Annotated in this window: 14 protein-coding genes and 5 tRNA genes; 9 read left to right on the top strand and 10 right to left on the bottom strand. The window is 71.4% G+C overall.

Going from position 1 to position 19,000, the window contains the following annotated elements:
* Positions 1-214 precede the first annotated feature (214 nt).
* Positions 215-928 carry an IclR family transcriptional regulator NdgR gene (gene ndgR / locus J5Y04_RS09455; protein ID WP_148642806.1) on the top strand — a complete coding sequence of 238 codons (714 nt, stop codon included), beginning with the start codon at positions 215-217 and terminating at the stop codon, positions 926-928.
* A 155-nt stretch (positions 929-1,083) separates the two neighbouring features.
* Here ndgR and J5Y04_RS09450 read toward each other — a convergent pair.
* From J5Y04_RS09450 to J5Y04_RS09415, 8 genes are all read right to left on the bottom strand, one after another.
* A tRNA-Gln gene (locus J5Y04_RS09450) sits at positions 1,084-1,158 on the bottom strand.
* Between the two features lie 44 nt (positions 1,159-1,202).
* Positions 1,203-1,278 (bottom strand) — tRNA-Glu (locus tag J5Y04_RS09445).
* Between the two features lie 26 nt (positions 1,279-1,304).
* A tRNA-Glu gene (locus J5Y04_RS09440) sits at positions 1,305-1,377 on the bottom strand.
* Between the two features lie 27 nt (positions 1,378-1,404).
* Positions 1,405-1,477, bottom strand: a tRNA-Glu gene (locus tag J5Y04_RS09435).
* Positions 1,478-1,523: 46 nt separating this feature from the next.
* Positions 1,524-1,595 (bottom strand) — tRNA-Gln (locus J5Y04_RS09430).
* A 214-nt stretch (positions 1,596-1,809) separates the two neighbouring features.
* Positions 1,810-3,321: a glutamate--tRNA ligase gene (gltX, locus tag J5Y04_RS09425; protein ID WP_209411544.1), complete on the bottom strand. Its 1,512-nt coding sequence runs from the start codon at positions 3,319-3,321 to the stop codon at positions 1,810-1,812.
* A 4-nt stretch (positions 3,322-3,325) separates the two neighbouring features.
* Positions 3,326-4,126 carry a fumarylacetoacetate hydrolase family protein gene (locus J5Y04_RS09420; protein ID WP_209411395.1) on the bottom strand — a complete coding sequence of 267 codons (801 nt, stop codon included), beginning with the start codon at positions 4,124-4,126 and terminating at the stop codon, positions 3,326-3,328.
* Between the two features lie 317 nt (positions 4,127-4,443).
* Positions 4,444-4,668 (bottom strand): hypothetical protein, encoded by a 225-nt coding sequence (locus tag J5Y04_RS09415; protein WP_209411394.1) that lies wholly within the window; start codon positions 4,666-4,668, stop codon positions 4,444-4,446.
* Between the two features lie 629 nt (positions 4,669-5,297).
* Between J5Y04_RS09415 and J5Y04_RS09410 the strand changes: the two genes are divergently transcribed.
* From J5Y04_RS09410 to J5Y04_RS09375, 8 genes are all read left to right on the top strand, one after another.
* Complete coding sequence (locus tag J5Y04_RS09410; RefSeq protein WP_307853016.1) at positions 5,298-9,014, top strand: nitrate- and nitrite sensing domain-containing protein; 3,717 nt, start codon at positions 5,298-5,300, stop codon at positions 9,012-9,014.
* 10 nt (positions 9,015-9,024) lie between these two features.
* On the top strand, positions 9,025-9,438 hold the full coding sequence (locus tag J5Y04_RS09405; RefSeq protein WP_097236138.1) for a roadblock/LC7 domain-containing protein: 414 nt from the start codon (positions 9,025-9,027) through the stop codon (positions 9,436-9,438).
* Between the two features lie 162 nt (positions 9,439-9,600).
* Positions 9,601-10,026, top strand: coding sequence for a DUF742 domain-containing protein (locus J5Y04_RS09400; RefSeq protein ID WP_148642810.1), 426 nt, complete (start codon positions 9,601-9,603; stop codon positions 10,024-10,026).
* Entirely contained in the window at positions 10,007-10,585 is a 579-nt protein-coding gene (locus tag J5Y04_RS09395) for an ATP/GTP-binding protein (RefSeq protein WP_148642811.1), read from the top strand. Before J5Y04_RS09400 ends, J5Y04_RS09395 begins: the two co-directional genes overlap by 20 nt.
* A gap of 399 nt (positions 10,586-10,984) precedes the next feature.
* Entirely contained in the window at positions 10,985-14,422 is a 3,438-nt protein-coding gene (locus J5Y04_RS09390) for a nitrate- and nitrite sensing domain-containing protein (protein ID WP_307853015.1), read from the top strand.
* 10 nt (positions 14,423-14,432) lie between these two features.
* Positions 14,433-14,846, top strand: a complete 414-nt coding sequence (locus J5Y04_RS09385; protein WP_097236138.1) for a roadblock/LC7 domain-containing protein — start codon at positions 14,433-14,435, stop codon at positions 14,844-14,846.
* Between the two features lie 161 nt (positions 14,847-15,007).
* On the top strand, positions 15,008-15,712 hold the full coding sequence (locus J5Y04_RS43485; RefSeq protein WP_209411392.1) for a DUF742 domain-containing protein: 705 nt from the start codon (positions 15,008-15,010) through the stop codon (positions 15,710-15,712).
* Entirely contained in the window at positions 15,693-16,277 is a 585-nt protein-coding gene (locus J5Y04_RS09375; protein WP_209411391.1) for an ATP/GTP-binding protein, read from the top strand. The genes J5Y04_RS43485 and J5Y04_RS09375 overlap by 20 nt, the downstream gene beginning before the upstream one ends.
* 159 nt (positions 16,278-16,436) lie before the next feature.
* Here the strand turns inward: J5Y04_RS09375 and cimA are convergent, their stop codons facing one another.
* Complete coding sequence (cimA, locus tag J5Y04_RS09370) at positions 16,437-18,056, bottom strand: citramalate synthase (RefSeq protein WP_209411390.1); 1,620 nt, start codon at positions 18,054-18,056, stop codon at positions 16,437-16,439.
* 321 nt (positions 18,057-18,377) lie between these two features.
* Positions 18,378-18,947, bottom strand: coding sequence for a Uma2 family endonuclease (locus tag J5Y04_RS09365; RefSeq protein ID WP_307853014.1), 570 nt, complete (start codon positions 18,945-18,947; stop codon positions 18,378-18,380).
* Positions 18,948-19,000 lie beyond the last annotated feature (53 nt).

The following is a 19,000-nucleotide window of genomic DNA, read 5'->3' as shown; positions in this document are numbered from 1 at the left end:
GCCGCGTTGCCGGCCTTCTCGTGTCGTCGAGGTCAGTGCGTTCGCCGCCCTGTGAGGCTCGCGTCGCGCGACCTGCACTCCGGATCGGTGTCCACGATGCGGACACCTGGCGGGGGCCGCATCCTGGATGTCTCCCGGGCTGCTGCATCCAGAGTGGCGCTTTTCGCGGAAGATTGAACTTGCGTCTCGCGGAATGAGACTGCAGTCTTAGGGCATGGACAACTCTAGCGGCGTCGGCGTTCTCGACAAGGCCGCTCTGGTGCTGAGCGCACTGGAGTCGGGCCCCGCCACGTTGGCGGGGCTGGTCGCCGCCACTGGTCTGGCGCGCCCCACGGCCCACAGACTCGCCGTCGCACTCGAACACCACCGACTCGTCACCAGGGACATGCAGGGCCGGTTCATCCTCGGCCCCCGTCTCTCCGAACTCTCCGCCGCGGCGGGCGAGGACCGGCTGCTCGCCACCGCGGGCCCGGTCCTGACCCACCTGCGCGACGTCACCGGCGAGAGCGCACAGCTCTACCGCCGGCAGGGCGAGATGCGGATCTGCGTAGCCGCCGCCGAGCGGCTCTCCGGCCTGCGGGACACCGTCCCGGTCGGCAGCACCCTGCCGATGAAGGCCGGCTCGGCCGCCCAGGTCCTGCTGGCCTGGGAGGAGCCCGAGCGGCTCCACCGCGGCCTCCAGGGCGCCCGCTTCACCGCCACCGCCCTGAGCGGCGTCCGGCGCCGTGGCTGGGCCCAGTCGATCGGCGAGCGCGAGCCGGGCGTGGCGTCCGTCTCCGCACCCGTGCGCGGCCCCTCCAACCGCGTGGTGGCCGCCGTCTCCGTCTCCGGCCCGATCGAGCGCCTGACCCGCCACCCCGGCCGGCTGCACGCCCAGGCCATCATCGAGGCCGCCAACCGCCTCACCGAGGCCCTGCGCCGCGGCTGACCGATCCGCCGGACTCCCCGCCGGCGACCTCCCCCACGGAAAAAGGGCCCCGCACACTCCGGTGTGCGGGGCCCTTTTTACAAGGCGCGGGGAATGCTCCGGGAATATGCCCGGAAATGCAGAAAGCCCCGGCGACCGGGGCTTCGTTCTCTATCTGGCTGGGGTACCAGGACTCGAACCTAGACTAAATGAACCAGAATCACTCGTGCTGCCAATTACACCATACCCCAACAAAGCAATCGGCCGATGGGGCGAGCCCATCGGCTTCGTGCTCTGGTACCCCCGACCGGATTCGAACCGGCGCTACTGCCGTGAGAGGGCAGCGTGCTAGGCCGCTACACAACGGGGGCTTCCTGGTGATCCCTTGCGGGATCAGTACCCCCGACCGGATTCGAACCGGCGCTACTGCCGTGAGAGGGCAGCGTGCTAGGCCGCTACACAACGGGGGCTTTCCAGGTGATCCCTTGCGGGATCAGTACCCCCGACCGGATTCGAACCGGCGCTACTGCCGTGAGAGGGCAGCGTGCTAGGCCGCTACACAACGGGGGCTTGATCTTCATTTGTACTGCGGTACTGCTGTTACTGCTGTACTGCGCTGGGGTACCAGGACTCGAACCTAGACTAAATGAACCAGAATCACTCGTGCTGCCAATTACACCATACCCCACCAGAGTTGAACCCTCGTCGGGATCTTCCCAGGCGTTGCGCCTCTCGTTCGGTCCCGGCCGGGGGGCTTTCGCTCCCTCGTCCGTTCCCTCCCGGGCGGCGCAGAAAGAACATTACCCGACGTCGGCCCTGGCTCCAAAATCGATAACCCCAGGCCGTGGCCGGGGCGGCTGCGGGCCAGGTCGGAACCGGGCCCGCAGCCGCCCGCGCGGGGCTCAGGCAGCCGGGACGGCGGCCAGCGCGGAGGTCAGCCGGCGCAGCGTCTCGGGGCGCCCGAGGAGCTCCATCGACTCGAACAGCGGCGGGGAGACCCGGCGGCCGGTGACGGCCACCCGCAGCGGCGTGAAGGCGAACTTGGGCTTGATGCCCAGGCCGTCCACCAGGGCCTCGCGCAGCGCGGCCTGGATCGGCTCCGGGGAGAAGTCGTCCAGCGCCTCCAGCGCCTTGATGCTGGCCTCCAGCACCGGGCGGGCGTCCGCGGTCAGGACCTTGGCCGCGTCGTCCGGGTCGAGCGCGAAGTCGGCCGGGTCGACGAAGAGGAAGCCGGCCATGTTCACGATCTCGCTCAGCACGACCATCCGCTCCTGGGTGAGCGGCGCCACCTTGGCCAGCAGCTCCAGCTGCTCGGCGGTCGGCTCGGCCGGCAGCAGGCCGGGGGCCTGCAGGTACGGCACCAGGCGCCGGACGAAGTCCTCCGGAGCCAGCTTGCGCAGGTGCTCGGCGTTGATGTGCTCGCACTTCTTGAGGTCGAAGCGGGCCGGGTTGGCGTTGACGTCGGCGATGTCGAACGCCGCGACCAGCTGCTCCACGCTGAAGATGTCGTCGTCCGCGGAGAGCGACCAGCCGAGCAGCGACAGGTAGTTGAGCAGGCCCTCGGGGATGAAGCCGCGCTCGCGGTACAGGTTGAGCGAGGCCTGCGGGTCGCGCTTGGAGAGCTTCTTGTTGCCCTCGCCCATCACGTACGGCAGGTGGCCGAAGCGCGGGGTGGTCCCGTCGCCGACGCCGATCTCGGCGAGCGCCGCGTAGAGCGCGATCTGGCGCGGGGTCGAGGAGAGCAGGTCCTCGCCGCGGAGCACGTGGGTGATGCCCATCAGGGCGTCGTCCACCGGGTTGACCAGGGTGTAGAGCGGCGCGCCGTTGGCCCGGACGATGCCGTAGTCGGGCACGTTCTCCGGCTCGAAGGTGAGCGTGCCGCGCACCAGGTCGTCGAAGGCGATGGTCCGGTCGGGCATCCGGAAGCGCAGGATCGGCTCGCGCTTCTCCAGCTTGTAGACGGCGACCTGGTCGTCCGTCAGCTCCCGGCAGTGGCCGTCGTAGCCGGAGGGCTTGCCCGCCGCGCGGGCGGCCTCGCGGCGGGCGTCCAGCTCCTCGGTGGAGCAGTAGCAGTAGTAGGCGTGACCGGCCTCGTGCAGGCGCCGGGCGACGTCGGCGTAGATGTCCATCCGCTGCGACTGGCGGTACGGCTCGTGCGGGCCGCCGACCTCCGGGCCCTCGTCCCAGTCGAACCCGAGCCAGCGCATGGCGTCGAGCAGCTGGTTGTACGACTCCTCGGAGTCGCGGGCGGAGTCCGTGTCCTCGATCCGGAAGACCATCGTGCCGCCGTTGTGGCGGGCGAAGGCCCAGTTGAAGAGGGCCGTCCGGACCAGGCCCACGTGCGGGTTCCCGGTCGGGGACGGACAGAAGCGAACCCGGACGGACGGGTTGCCCGCGGTCGAGCCGCTGAGCATTTCATTAGCCACGCTTGATCACCTTGTTGGTGAGAGTGCCGATGCCTTCGATGGAGACGGCGACCTCGTCGCCGACGTTGAGGGGGCCCACCCCAGCGGGTGTGCCGGTGAGGATGACGTCGCCGGGCAGCAGCGTCATGGCCTCGGAGATGTGGACGATCAGCTCGGCGACCGAGCGGATCATCAGGGAGGTGCGGCCGGCCTGCCTCAGCTCGCCGTTGACCGTGCAGGTGACGGCGATGTCGGCCGGGTCGAGGTCGGTCTCGATCCACGGGCCGAGCGGGCAGGCGGTGTCGAAGCCCTTGGCCCGGGCCCACTGGCCCTCGCGCTGCTGGACGTCGCGCGCGGTGACGTCGTTGGCGCAGGTGTAGCCGAGGATCACCTCGGGCACCCGCTCCAGCGGGACCTCGCGGCACATCCGGCCGATCACCACGGCCAGTTCGGCCTCGTGGTGGACGTCGGAGGAGAACGGCGGGTAGGCGATCGACTCGGTCGGGCCGATCACCGAGGTGGACGGCTTGAAGAAGGTGAGCGGAGCGTCCGGCACGGCGTTGCCCAGTTCGGCCGCGTGGGCCGCGTAGTTGCGGCCGACCGCGACGATCTTGTTGGGCAGCATCGGGCTGAGCAGCCGGACGTCCTGGAACCGGTAGCTCTCACCGGTGGGCTGGGGCTGCCCGAACGGGTGGCCGGCCAGGGCGTGGACGACCAGAGACTCGGGCTGGGCCGGGTCGCCCTCGACCACTCCGAAGGAGACGCTGCCGGCGGCAGGGCTTCCTTCCCGGACGGAAAACCTGGCAATGCGCACGGCTGGGCTACCCCTCGCTTCGTCGGCCGCCCGGGGCGCGCCCGGGCGCTGGTGGGCGCCGCGCACTCGGGCCCGGCCCCGCTCAATCGTCAACCAGGCTATCGCGCGGGCCTCCCGGCGGCCGCTTTGCCCCTGTTCAGCGGGGTTGCGCCCGTCTCGGGCGCACGCCGGCCGGAACGGGAGCGGGGCCCGGGAACGACAGAGGGCGCCGGGGCCGCCGGATGGGGCGGCCCCGGCGCCCTCTGCGGAGCGCGGGCCGGCCCGGCGAGCGCGGAACGGCTCGGCGGGCGCGGAACGGCTCGGCGGGCGCGGAGGGCTCAGCCCTGCGCGACGGCGGTCGCCGGGGCGACCATCAGCTGGGTGCGGCGCGGGTTGGCCGTGTTGGAGGGCAGCTCGGTGGCGTAGGTCACCACGTCCTCGGACCTGCGGGCGCCCGGGATCTTGCTGAAGTCCTCGACCGACGCCAGCGTCGTCCGGCGCGGGTTCGCCGTGGAACGGCTGGTGGACGTGGACTCGGTGGCGGCCTTGTTCGCCTGGGACATCTCGACAGCACCTCGGGGTCGTGGACGGCACCGCGGTGTGAACCGGAGCCGGCCTGAGTGATTCGGGGAGATTCTGGGCAGGCTGATCGGGGCCGTGCTCCGGATGCAGCCCAGGTTACGGATCTCTTTCCACAGGGACCGTGACCAAAGCTACACATTGGCCTGTGATTTTGCTCACAAATTGACGAGCAATTCTCTTATATCCGACATATCGAAGCATCAGGTTTTACCGGCATATCGGATATATCGGGCATGCCGGATGCTCTGCTCGTCCAGTTGATCTCGGGTCGGCTTGGCATGTATCTGGCGAGTGTCCGAAAAAGGCGGTATTCCGGTCCGGTTACCGCACAGTCAGTGAAATCGCGCGCGCGGTCCGTAGCGCCGCCGGGTGAGCCCAGGCGGCCCTTGTTGGGATTCCCCGGCTGTGCTGGAATGCCACGGACCGTGGGTAGGGAGTAGTCCACCCCGGTGACCCGCTCTCCCGGACCGGCCGGGGTGCGGATGGAAACTCGACACCGTCCAGGCCGTGGCGACGCGGCGGGACGCCCGGTCCAGAGGTTGCGACGCCAGTGCAGGGACGTTTCAAAAGGGGTAGCGGCGCCGCGGGTGACCCGGAGTCGCGTGAGCCTGTGGCAGCCCCGCAGCAAGCGGCGGCGCCCGGCGGGCCGGGCCAGCCGACACTCGATGCGGGCGGCCGCCCGGAGGACGACGGCCAACAGGACCGGAAGTCCACCCGGGACAAGCTCCGCACGACCCTCACCCGGCGGCGCGCCACCGGTATGAGCCGGCTGGCGATGCGCAACTGGCGGATCCGTACCCGCCTGATCGCCCTGCTCGCGCTCCCCGTGCTGGTCGCGCTCGTCCTCGGTGGCCTGCGCATCCAGACCTCGCTCGAGGCCTCGCAGCAGCTGGCCCAGATGGCCAACCTCTCCGACCTGGCCAAGAAGGCGACCAACCTCGCCGACGCCCTCCAGAACGAGCGGGACATCAGCGCCGGCCCGATCACCGCGGACCCGCAGAAGCCGCTCGACGACGACATCGTCAGCGCCCGCAAGATCACCGACGACCTGAACCGCACCTTCACCGCGTCCTCGGACAAGTTCGAGAACCTCGAACTCTCCGGCGGCAAGGCGCTGCTCTTCCAGATCCGCCGCGACCTGAACTCGATCTCGGACGCCCGCGGCAACCCGTACCAGAACAACCAGAACATCCAGGCCACGATCACCGCCTACGACGTGATCATCCGAGACCTGCTGTCGATCTCCCAGGACATCGCCCTCGCGTCCAACAACAAGGACCTGGTCCGCGCCACCCGCGCGCTCCAGCAGTTCTCGCTGGCCAAGAACGCCACCTCGCAGCAGCGTGCGCTGATCAGCGCCGCGCTCGCCAACCCGAAGCCCGACCTCAGCCTGAGCGACGAGTCCTTCGGCATCCGCCTGCGCACGTCCTACGACAACGCGCTGACCAGCTTCAACAACATCTACACCTCGCACGACCTGGACAACCTGCGCGGCCAGCTCAGCTACAACTCGGTGGTCGCCGAGGGCGACCGCTACTCGCGCTCGATCCTCCAGCAGAGCGGTATCCACCAGACCGAGCCGGTCAGCTACAAGGACTGGTACGAGAAGATCAGCGCCAAGATCACGGCCGAGCGCCGGATCGAGGGCAAGCTGATCGAGGACCTCGACGGTAAGGCCCAGGACCTCCAGTCCCAGGCCGACACCGAAGCCCTGATCATCGGTGCCGCCGTCGCGCTGGTGCTGCTCGTCGCCCTCGGTGGCGCCGCCGTCATCGCCCGCTCGATGGTGCGCTCGCTGACCCGTCTGCAGGCCGCGGCCGAGGACGTCGCCGAGCGGCGTCTGCCCGAGCTGGTCAAGACGCTCTCCGAGAGCGACCCGCACGACGTCGACGTCACCGTCGAGCCCGTCGCCGTCGACTCCACCGACGAGATCGGCCACGTGGCCCACGCCTTCGACATGGTGCACAGCGAGGCCGTCCGCCTCGCCGCCGAGCAGGCCCTCCTCCGCGGCAACATCAACGCGATGTTCACCAACCTGTCGCGCCGCAGCCAGGGCCTCATCCAGCGCCAGCTGTCGCTCATCTCCGAGCTGGAGAGCCGCGAGGCCGACCCGGACCAGCTGGCCAACCTCTTCAAGCTGGACCACCTCGCGACCCGTATGCGCCGCAACGGCGAAAACCTCCTCGTCCTCGCCGGTGAGGACCCGGGCCGCCGTTGGACCCGCCCCGTCCCGCTGGTCGACGTGCTCCGCGCCGCCGCCTCCGAGGTGGAGCAGTACGAGCGCATCGAACTCGCCTCGGTGCCGTCGGCCGAGGTCGCCGGCCGCGTCGTCAACGACCTCGTCCACCTGCTCGCAGAGCTGCTGGAGAACGCCACCTCGTTCTCCAGCCCGCAGACCCGCGTCCGGGTCACCGGCCACGCGCTGCCGGACGGCCGGGTGCTGGTCGAGATCCACGACACCGGCATCGGCCTCAGCCCCGACGACCTCGCCGACATCAACGAGCGCCTCGCCAACCCGCCGACGGTGGACGTCTCGGTCTCCCGCCGCATGGGCCTCTTCGTGGTCGGCCGCCTGTCCCTGCGACACGGCATCCGGATCCAGCTGCGCCCCAGCGACTCCGGCGGCACCACCGCGCTGGTCATGCTCCCGGTGGACGTCACCAACACGGCCGACCGCCGCGGCGCCGGCCGTCCCGGCCCGGCCCAGGCCAAGCAGCAGCGCGGGGTCGCCCCGACGCCGCGCCAGCAGCGCCAGGTGCCCGCTCCCCCCGGCGGCCCGGCCGCGCTCGGCCAGGGTCCGGCGGGCGGCGCCCCGCAGGGCCGTCCGCAGCTCGGCCAGGGCGGCCCCGGTGGTCCGGGCGGTCCGGGCGCCCCGGGTGGCAACGGCCTGCCGACCCGCCAGGCCGGCCAGTCGCTGCGCGAGACCCCGCCGCAGGGACGCCAGGGCCAGCCCGGCCAGTCCGCTCAGCAGAACCAGCAGGGCCAGCCCGGCCAGCAGAACCAGCAGGGCGGCCTCCCGCAGCGCAACCCGGGCCGGCAGGGCCCGCCGCAGGGCGGCCCCGGTGGCCTGCCCCGCCGCGGCCAGCAGCAGCCCGGCGCGCCGCAGGGCGGTCCGGGCCGGCCCGCCGAAGGCCGCCGCCCCGGCCCCGGCCAGGAGCGGCCGCGGCCCGGCGGCGAGTTCAACGGCGGTCCGGGTGCCCGGACCGGCGAGCAGCCGCAGCACGGCTGGGCCGACCAGTCCGGCCGCCCGGGGGCCCCGCAGGGCGCCCGCCCGGGCCGGCCACAGGACGGCCTGCCGCAGCGCCGCCAGCCCGGCCAGGCCCCGCAGGGTCCGGGTGGCCAGGGTCCCCAGGGTCCGCAGGGTCCGGGCGGCCAGGGTCCGCAGGGTCCGCGCCGTCCGCAGCGCCCCGGCCCGGACGCGCCGCAGCAGGGCCGTCAGCCGCAGCTTCCGCCGCAGCAGACCCAGCCGCAGCAGGTCCAGCCGCAGCCGCAGCCCCACCAGCTGCCGCCGGCCGAGTCCTCGTCGATGGAGAGCACCGCGCAGTTCGCCCGGCCGCGCTTCGAGGCGAGCGAGATCGACCCGCGTGACCCGCTGGGCCTCGGCCTGGTCGAGCCGGTCCTGCCGAACGTGCCGAACCCGGCCGCCCGGCCGGAGCCGGTGCGACAGGAGCCCGTCCGCCAGGAGCCGATGGCGCTGCCGACCGGTCCGTCCGACGGCGGCCCCCAGGGCGGTTCGCCGGCCTTCGGGCCGAACGAGCAGGCCTGGTTCCCCGAGAACGGTCAGCAGGACCAGGCCGCGCAGGCGGCCCGGCCGCGGCAGTACCAGCCGCGCCGGCCCGGGACCACCGCCCCGGGGGTCCAGGAGCAGGCCCCCCAGGCCCAGCAGCACGCCCCCCAGGCGCAGGCCCAGCCCCAGCAGGCCCAGCAGGCCCCGCAGCACGGCCTGCCCGGCCAGGGCGACGCCCCGTGGCGCCCGTCCGCCAACGACGAGCGCTGGCGCCGGGCCGAGCAGGTCCGCGAGCCCTCGACCAACGGCGTCACGATGTCGGGCCTGCCCCGGCGGACCCCGCAGGCCAACCTGGTCTCCGGGACCGCCGAGGCGTCCCCGCTGACCGGTCCCCAGGTCTCCCGGGCTCCGGAGGAGGTGCGCGGCCGGCTGACCAACCTGCGCCGCGGCATCCAGCAGGGCCGCAGGGTCGGCGCGGAGCAGGCGGCCGGCCCGGGAAACCCCGGCGGCCAGGTCAATCAGCATGGTGCCCAGCAGCCCGGGTTCGATAGCTTCGGGGGCCGTACCGACGGCAATGGCGCAGATCATCAGGAGCGTTGAGTTGAATCAGATGAGCCAGGCCGCACAGAACCTGAACTGGCTGATCACCAATTTCGTGGACAACACCCCCGGGGTGTCGCACACGGTGGTGGTCTCCGCGGACGGCCTCCTGCTGTGCATGTCCGAAGGGTTCCCCCGCGACCGCGCCGACCAGCTCGCCGCCGTCGCCTCCGGCCTCACCTCCCTCACCTCCGGCGCCAGCCGGATCTTCGAGGGCGGCGAGGTCAACCAGACCGTCGTCGAGATGGAGCGCGGCTTCCTCTTCCTGATGGCCATCAGCGACGGCTCCGCCCTCGCCGTACTCGCCTCGCCGGACTCCGACATCGGCCTGGTCGGCTACGAAATGGCCCTCCTCGTCGACCGCGCCGGCGCCGTCCTCACCCCCGCACTCCGCGCAGAACTCCAGGGCAGTCTCCTGCACTGAGTCCCCTGAGCGGCCGACCCCATCCGTCCCACCTCCCCGCCGGGTCTGACCCGACCAGACCCGGCGCCTCACCCTCAGCTACCCTCAGGCAGCTGATTTCGCCTCAGCTGGCACCGCCCCAGCTGGAACCGGCTGCCCAAGGCTGCAGCACAAGGAGGACCCATGACCCCGCCTTCGACACCCGCCGGCTCGTACGGCAGCGGGTACGGCAGCGGCTACGGCGGGCAGCAGTCCGACGGCTACGAGCAGCAGCCGCTGGTCCGCCCGTACGCGATGACCGGAGGCCGCACCCGGCCCCGGTACCAGCTCGCCATCGAGGCGCTGATCTCGACCACCGGCTCCGCCGAGCGGTCCGGCGGGCTGCTGCCCGAGCACTCCCGGATCGTGAACCTCTGCCGTGAGGTCAAGTCCATCGCGGAGATCTCCGCACTCGCCGGCGTGCCGCTCGGTGTCGCCCGCATCCTCGTGGCCGACCTGGCCGAGGCCGGCCTTGTCGCCATCCACCAGCCCGCCGCCGCGGGCGAGTCGGGCGGAACGCCCGATGTCACGCTGCTCGAAAGGGTCCTCAGTGGACTTCGCAAGCTCTAACGGAGCCACCCGCGCCACGACCTCGGCGAAGATCGTCGTCGCCGGCGGCTTCGGCGTCGGCAAGACCACGCTGGTCGGCGCCGTCTCCGAGATCAACCCGCTGCGCACCGAAGCCGTCATGACCTCCGCGTCCGCCGGCATCGACGACATCAGCCACGTCTCGGGCAAGACGACCACCACCGTCGCCATGGACTTCGGCCGCATCACCCTCGACGAGGACCTGATCCTGTACCTGTTCGGCACCCCCGGACAGGACCGCTTCTGGTTCATGTGGGACGACCTCGTCCGCGGCGCCATCGGCGCCGTCGTCCTCGTCGACACCCGACGCCTCGCCGACTGCTTCCCCGCCCTCGACTACTTCGAGAACAGCGGCCTGCCCTTCGTCGTCGCCCTCAACGGCTTCGACGGACACCAGCCCCACACCGCCGACGAGGTCCGCGAAGCCCTCCAACTCGGCCCCGACACCCCGGTCGTCACCCTGGACGCCCGACGCCGTGACAGCGCCAAGAGCGCCCTCATCACGCTCGTCGAGCACGCCCTCCTCGCCCGCCTGCGCTGAACGCGGCCCGCAGGCCGGCAGCCCCGGTGTCCCGCCAGCCCGGCGGGCACCGGGGCGCCTGCTCTTGCGGGGCGGTGTCCTCCGCGCGGCTCGCGCAAGACCCCTGCATAAGCAGCGGATAACAGTTCGGTAGGCATTTTGTGATCAACAGTGACCATGCGTAGCGATTTAGCGTCGCTCAGCGCCAGAAGACCACGGTTTTGCGCCGCGATGTCGGCGAATGTCCGAAATATGCCACAGCAGCGTGCCGCCAGCCGCTGTTTGTCCCCCATCCCTGCACGTGCTGAAATTCCAGCTACCCCTAAATCCCGTACGGCAGTCCCACCCAGCAGCGGACCACTGCCAGGGGTAGCGCTGGATTGATCCATGGCCGCCAATCGGCCGAGAGGTTGTTGTCGAGTGAGGCGTAAGCAGCAAGTCGCCCCGCAGCGGCGCTCCGAGCCCCGCCAGAGCGAGCCGAACGGTACCGCAACGGACCAGGCCGGGTTCTCCGCGTTCACGCCGGTCGAGGAACGCCCGCCGGCCCCCAAGCCACAGGCCCCGGCCGCCTCCACGGAGCGCCGCAGCAGCGGCAGCGGCTCCGCGGACGACGGGAGCGGCAGCAAGGACGGCGGACGGTACGAGTTCCTCCGGCCGCGCAACTGGCGCGTGCCGGCCCGTCTGATCGCGATCCTGATGATCCCCGTGGTCATCGGACTGGTCTTCGGCGGCCTGCGCGTCAACACCTCGGTCGACGGCTACATCAAGGCCTCGCGCGCCGAGAAGACCTCGCGCCTGGCCAAGGCGGCCACCGAACTGGCCGAAGCGCTGGAGAACGAGCGCGACAAGACGATCAGCCCCCTGCTGACCGGCCAGGACCCGAACGGCGACGTCGTCAAGACGCGTGCGACCACGGACGCCGCGCTCAAGGCGTACAACGCGGCCTACGACGCCACCGACAAGTCCGGTGAGCTCCCGCACCGGCACGCGTCCTTCCAGAGCCTCGTGATGTTCCTGCCGCACCTGCGCGACAACGCCTACAAGCCGGAGCTGTTCGCCACCGCGACCCAGTCCGCCTACTCGACGATGCTCGCGCCGCTGCTGGCCTACGACAACTCGGTCGGCCTCGGCAGCACCAACATCACCAGCAAGGGCCGCGCGATCTACGCGATGTCGCTGGCCAAGGCCTCGGCCTCGACCCAGCGCGCGCTGATGCTCCAGCTGCTGGTCGGCATATCCGCGCAGTCCACGACCCGGTACGAGAACGTCGACCTGATCCAGCAGCTCCTGGTCTCCCAGAAGCTGGAGCAGGTGTCGATCTCCGAGTTCAACACCGGCAGCGCCCCCGAGGACGCCAAGCGCTACTCCGACGCCCAGGTCGCCCAGGCCGCCGCCGACCAGCGGTCCGCGTACCGGATGCCGAACGGCAGCGTGCCCACCATGACGGGCCTGATGGCCCTCGGTGCCGCGTACAGCCAGGCCGCCGCGGAGGGCCAGTCCAAGGGCAAGGCCGCCGCCGACGCCGCCTTCAACGAGGCGAAGAACTCCGGCCTGAGCAAGGAGAACTGGGAGCAGGCCGCCAACACCCACATCGCCACCCTGCGCTCCACCGAGGTCGCGCTGCTGGACGACGTCCTCAACGACGCCTCGGACCTGCGGGACAACGCGCTCTACGACGCCATCCTCAACTCGGCGATCGTGCTCGCCGCTCTGGTCCTCGCCGGTGTCCTCACCGGCTACGTGGCCCGCTCGATGATTCTCGGCATGCGCACCCTGCGCAACGCCGCCCTGGAGATCGCCGACCACCGCCTGCCGGAACTGGTCGAGAAGCTCTCCAAGACCGACCCGGAGCGGGTGGACACCTCGGTCACCCCGATCCCGCTGCACGGCAAGGACGAGATCGGCGAGGTCGCCCGGGCCTTCGACCAGGTCCACCGGCAGGCGGTCGAGCTCGCCGCCGAGCAGGCGCTGCTGCGAGGGAACGTCAACGCGATCTTCACCAACCTGTCGCGTCGCAGCCAGGGCCTGATCCAGCGCCAGCTGGCGCTGATCACCGACCTGGAGAACAACGAGGCCGACCCGGACCAGCTGGAGAACCTCTTCAAGCTGGACCACCTGGCCACCCGTATGCGCCGCAACGGTGAGAACCTGCTCGTCCTCGCGGGCGAGGAGGCCGGCCGCCGCTGGAACACCCCGGTGCCGCTGGTCGACGTGCTCCGCGCCGCCGCCTCCGAGGTGGAGCAGTACGAGCGCGTCGAGCTCGCCGGCATCCCCGAGGCCGAGGTCGTCGGCGCCGCCGTGACCGACCTCGTCCACCTCCTCGCCGAGCTGCTGGAGAACGCCACCTCGTTCTCCAGCCCGCAGACCCGGGTGCTGGTCAACGCGACCCGCCTGCCGGACGGCCGGGTGCTGGTCGAGATCCACGACAAGGGCATCGGCCTCACCGCCGAGGACTTCGCCGAGATCAACGAGAAGCTCGCCGAGCCGCCCACGGTCGACGCCACCATCTCCCGCCGCATGGGCCTCTTCGTGGTCGGCCGGCTCTCCCAGCGGCACGACGTCCGCGTCCAGCTCCGCCCCTCGGGCGAGTCCGCGGGCACCACCTCGCTGGTCATGCTGCCGCCGTTCCTGACGCAGATGGGTGCGGCGCCGGAGCCGGAGGAGCAGTTCACCGTCTCCCGGATCTTCGCCGACCAGGAGCCCTCCCCGGCCGACTGGGCCGCCGCCCAGAACCAGCCGCGCAGCGCCGCCGAGCTCGGCTTCGACGACCACCTCACCGGCAACGGCAGCGCCGGCTCCAGCGGCTTCAGCCCGGCCCTTGAGGCCGTCCAGCGCTCGCAGCGGCTCGACCAGGTCCGCCGCGCCGCCCTGGAGGCCGGCCCGGAGACCGCGCAGATGCCGCCGGTCCTCGACGCCGAGGTCGAGGAGGAGTACCCGGCGTACGGCCGGCGCAACGACGAGGCCTACGCCCAGGACGACCAGTACGGCGGACAGGGCTACGAGCAGTCCGGCTACACCGACGAGCAGTACGCGTACGGCCAGGACGAGTACGCCCGCAACGACTACGGGCAGGACGGGTACGGCCCGGACGCCTACGGCCGGTTCCCCCAGCAGGGCTACGCCGACGACCAGTACGGCCAGGCCCAGGGCCAGGGTCAGGGCCAGGGCGACCAGTACGGCCAGTACCAGGGCTACGACGACGGCTACGCCGACGAGCAGTACGGCCACCAGGCCGACGAGGCCCCGGCCGGCCACCCGTACAGCCCGGAGACCCCGGCGCTGCCCGCGGCCGAGCCGTCCGCCACCCTGCCGTCCGGCCTTCCCCAGCGCCGCCCCGGCCAGCAGCTCGGCGGCGGCTCCGGTGCCGCCTTCCAGGGCGGCGGCCAGGACACCGGCGAGACCCCGAACTGGTTCGCCGGCGCCAAGGACACCTCGGCGCCGACCGAATCGCGCGGACACGAGGTGTCCGCGCTGGGCGGGTACGGTCCCACCGGACCGACCGGCCCGACCAGCGCCGCCTGGCAGTCGCCCAACGACGGCTCCTGGCAGCGCGCCGAGCAGCTCCGCGAGCCCGCCTCCGGTGGCACCACCCCGGCGGGCCTGCCCCGCCGGGTGCCCAAGCAGAACCTGGTGGCCGGCAACGCCAAGCCCACTCCGCAGGACGGGCCGCAGGTCTCCCGCAGCCCCGAGGAGGTCCGTGGACGCCTCACCAACCTGCGCCGCGGTGTGGAGCAGGGCCGCAGCGCCGGCAACACCGGAAGCTTCCGGATCGATCCCGATCAGGTAGACCAGTCCGGCAACGGACAGCAGAATCGCAGCACCGATCTCTTCGGCGGCTCGAATCACCAGGAGCGTTGAGTTGAGTCAGATGAGCCAGGCCGCACAGAACCTGAACTGGCTGATCACCAATTTCGTGGACAACACCCCCGGGGTGTCGCACACGGTGGTGGTCTCCGCGGACGGCCTCCTGCTGTGCATGTCCGAAGGGTTCCCCCGCGACCGCGCCGACCAGCTCGCCGCCGTCGCCTCCGGCCTCACCTCCCTCACCTCCGGCGCCAGCCGGATCTTCGAGGGCGGCGAGGTCAACCAGACCGTCGTCGAGATGGAGCGCGGCTTCCTCTTCCTGATGGCCATCAGCGACGGCTCCGCCCTCGCCGTACTCGCCTCGCCGGACTCCGACATCGGCCTGGTCGGCTACGAAATGGCCCTCCTCGTCGACCGCGCCGGCGCCGTCCTCACCCCCGCGCTCCGCGCAGAACTCCAGGGCAGTCTCCTGCACTGACGGTTCGTCGGATACCGTCCTGGTATTCGAAGCACCTCCACGACCGTCCCGGGCCCGCTTCGGCGGGCTCGGGTTCGGACGTTGTACGGCCTTCGCAACACCGGCTGGGGACTCGTGCCCGAGCTCGCACCGCACCGCCGCACCTTGTGAGGAGAGGAACCGTGACACCGCCCGACGACCGCAGCGGCCAGTACGGCGTTCCGTACCCTGGCACGGGCCATGACGCCTTCGGAGCACCCGGCGTCGTCGGCCACGGTCAGCAGTACGACCGCCCGCACGGCCAGCAGTACGGCCAGCAGCAGTACGGCCAGCCCCAGCACCAGTACGGTCCGGGGCAGGGCCAGTACGGCCAGTACTCCCAGCCGCAGCCCTCGTACGACGCGCCGCCGGCCGGATACCCGGCCCAGGACGGCCACCTGCCCGGCCGGCACACCGGCCACGGCGTCCCCGGCCAGAGCCCCGACCCCGGCTACGCGCCGGCCGAGGACCCCGGGCACGTCGAGGAGTTCGAGGACGACCACGACTCGGGCCCGCTGATCCGGCCGTTCGCGATGACCGGCGGGCGGACCCGCCCGCGCTACGAACTGGCACTGGAGGCACTCGTCTCCGCCAGTGTCGACCCGCAGCGCCTGGCCACCCTGCTCCCCGAGCACCAGCGGATCTGCACCCTCTGCACCGAGGTGAAGTCCGTCGCCGAGGTTTCGGCGCTGCTCTCCCTGCCCCTGGGAGTGGCCCGCATCCTCGTGGCCGACCTGGCCGAAGCCGGCCTGGTCGCCATCCACCAGCCCGCTTCCGGCGGCGAATCCGGAAACCAGCCCGACGTCACGCTGCTCGAAAGGGTCCTCAGTGGACTTCGCAAGCTCTAACGCGGCCGCCCCAACCCGCGCCACCACCTCCGCGAAGATCGTCGTGGCCGGTGGCTTCGGCGTCGGCAAGACCACGCTCGTCGGCGCCGTCTCCGAGATCAACCCGCTGCGCACCGAAGCCGTCATGACCTCCGCGTCCGCCGGCATCGACGACATCAGCCACGTCTCGGGCAAGACGACCACCACCGTCGCCATGGACTTCGGCCGCATCACCCTCGACGAGGACCTGATCCTGTACCTGTTCGGCACCCCCGGACAGGACCGCTTCTGGTTCATGTGGGACGACCTCGTCCGCGGCGCCATCGGCGCCGTCGTCCTCGTCGACACCCGACGCCTCGCCGACTGCTTCCCCGCCCTCGACTACTTCGAGAACAGCGGCCTGCCCTTCGTCGTCGCCCTCAACGGCTTCGACGGACACCAGCCCCACACCGCCGACGAGGTCCGCGAAGCCCTCCAACTCGGCCCCGACACCCCGGTCATCACGCTGGACGCCCGACGCCGTGACAGCGCCAAGAGCGCCCTCATCACGCTCGTCGAGCACGCCCTCCTCGCCCGCCTGCGCTAGGAAGGCCGACGGAGGACGAACGGTGCGGCCCACGGACCCCTGGGGGCGTCCGTGGGCCGTGGGCGTGCGCCCGTTTCGCGCGGGGCGCACGCGTCGAGTACGGGGCGCACGTCGAGTGCGGGGCGCCCGCCGAGTTGCGGGGGCGCCCGTCCGGTGCCGCTACTCGGTGGGCTCCAGGCCCGCGCGGATCAGGCCGTAGGTGTAGGCGTCCTCCAGGGCCAGCCAGGAGGCGGCGACCACGTTGTCCGCCACCCCGACGGTGGACCAGCCGGCCGTGCCGTCGCTGGTCTCGATCAGCACCCGGGTCTTGGAGCCGGTGCCGTGCTGGCCCTCCAGGATGCGGACCTTGTAGTCCACCAGCTCCAGCCTGCCCAGCTGCGGGTAGATGCCGTCCAGCGCGGTGCGCAGCGCCTTGTCCAGCGCGTCGACCGGGCCGTTGCCCTCGCCGGTGGCGATCCTCCGCTCGCCCTTGGCCGAGAGCTTCACCGTCGCCTCGTTGCCCGAGAAGCCGTTGGGGCCCTGCTCGCTGATGGTCCGCCAGGACTCCAGCGTGTAGAAGCGCTCGCGGCTGCCGCGCACCTCGTCGCGGAGCAGCAGCTCGAAGGAGGCGTCGGCGGACTCGTAGGTGTAGCCGAGGTTCTCCTGCTCCTTGACCCTGGCGACCACCCGGCCGGCGAGGTCCCGGTCGGTGGAGAGGTCGTAGCCCAGCTCCTTGCCCTTGAGCTCGACCGAGGCGCGGCCGGCCATGTCGGAGACCAGCATCCGCATGGTGTTGCCGACCGTCTCCGGGTCGATGTGCTGGTAGAGGTCCGGGTCGACCTTGATCGCGGAGGCGTGCAGGCCCGCCTTGTGCGCGAAGGCGGAGAAGCCGACGTAGGGCTGGTGGGTGGAGGGTGCCAGGTTGACGACCTCGGCGATGGCGTGCGAGATCCGGGTCATCTCGGCCAGGCTGCCGGGCGGCAGCACCCGGCGGTCGTACTTGATCTCCAGCGCGCCGACCACCGGGAACAGGTTGGCGTTGCCGACCCGCTCGCCGTAGCCGTTGGCGGTGCACTGGACGTGGGTGGCGCCGGCGTCCACCGCGGCCAGGGTGTTGGCCACCGCGCAACCGGTGTCGTCCTGGGCGTGGATGCCGATCCGCGCGCCGGGCTTGTAGGTGTGGCAGTCCCGGAGGACGTCGGTGACGATGTCGCGGACGCCGGCCGGCAGCATCCCGCCGTTGGTGTCGCAGAGCACCACCACGTCGGCGCCGGCCTCGTGCGCGGCGCGGACCACCGCGAGGGCGTACGCGCGGTTGGCCTTGTAGCCGTCGAAGAAGTGCTCGCAGTCGATGAAGACCCGGCGGCCCTGGGCGCGCAGGTACGCCACGCTGTCCCGGACCATCTCCAGGTTCTCGTCCAGGGTGGTGCGCAGGGCCAGCTCGACGTGCCGGTCGTGGGCCTTGGCGACCAGGGTGACGACGGGCGCCCCCGAGGTGACCAGGGCAGCCAGCTGCGGGTCCTCGGAGGCCTTGCCGCCGGCCCGGCGGGTGGCGCCGAAGGCGACCAGCCGGGCGTTCCTGAGGTCCAGTTCGGCGGCGGCCCGGGCGAAGAACTCGGTGTCGCGCGGGTTGGCGCCCGGCCAGCCGCCCTCGATGAAGCCGACGCCGAACTCGTCCAGGTGCCGGGCGATCGCCAGCTTGTCGGCCACCGTGAGGTTGATGCCCTCCCGCTGCGCGCCGTCGCGCAGGGTGGTGTCGAAGACGTGGAAGCTGTCGTCGGTGCGGCTGGCCTCGGCCATGGGGACTCCTTGTGTCGAGTCGGGTGGTGCTCTGCCGGTTTCGGGGACCCGGCTCCACTGTCCAGCATCCCGCGCGCACCCGGTGTCCCTCGGCCCCTTGTGGGGGCTCCGGCCGGTCCGGGGCAAAACAAAAGACCCCTCGCGGGTGCGAGAGGTCTGCGCGCGGGTCTGGACGCTGGTGGTCGCTCCGCATCGGGTGGTGCGGGAGCGGTCACTGCGGACCGGCGCGCCTGCTGCTAATAATCAGCGAAAGCGAGGACACGCTCGCAGTCTGGCACACCGATCCGGAGTCCGGCCGGGGCGTCTCGGGATGCGGGACGCCTACTCGACGAGCTCGGCCGTGTCGAGCGTGAAGCCGAACGGCTCGGGGAGGTCCAAGGAATCGCCGATCGGGACGACCGTGGTGGTGGTGTAGTCGCCGCGCGCGGGAACGCTGTGCAGAACGACCTGGTTCCTCTCGCGGTCGATCAACAGGTAGAGCGGGATCTCCGCGGCGGCGTAGCCCTTGCGCTTGTCGATGCGATCCGTGTTCGGCCGACTGGAGGTGACCTCCAGGACCATCAGGACCCCCTCGGGCTTGGACCAGGAGCCACGGCCGATCATCGCCCCGCGAGTGGTGAACGTACCGTCCGGGATGAACCGCCCGGTGGGAACGATCAGCCCCTTGCCGGCCGCGAAGTCCAGGCCTTTGGGTGCCTGGCGGGCCACCTGCCAGCTGAGCCGGCCGGTCAGCGTCTCGTGTTCACCGTCCGGCGGTGGGGTCACGACGATCTCCCCCTCGATGAGCTCGGCCTTGAAGCCTTCACGAAGCTCCAAGGCGAGGAAGGCCTCCAGCAGGCTCTTGCCCCCGTCACCCGAAGTCGCTGCGATCCCATGCGTCAACGCGGTCACAGCCCCTCCTTCTGGTCCACACGGCTCAACGAGCGGGACTCTCCGAGGTTACG

Source organism: Kitasatospora sp. RG8 (genome assembly GCF_017813315.1).
In the GTDB taxonomy this organism is placed as follows: Bacteria; Actinomycetota; Actinomycetes; order Streptomycetales; family Streptomycetaceae; genus Kitasatospora.
The sequence above is the reverse complement of the archived record's forward strand: the minus strand, read 5'-3'. Positions and strand labels throughout refer to the sequence as shown.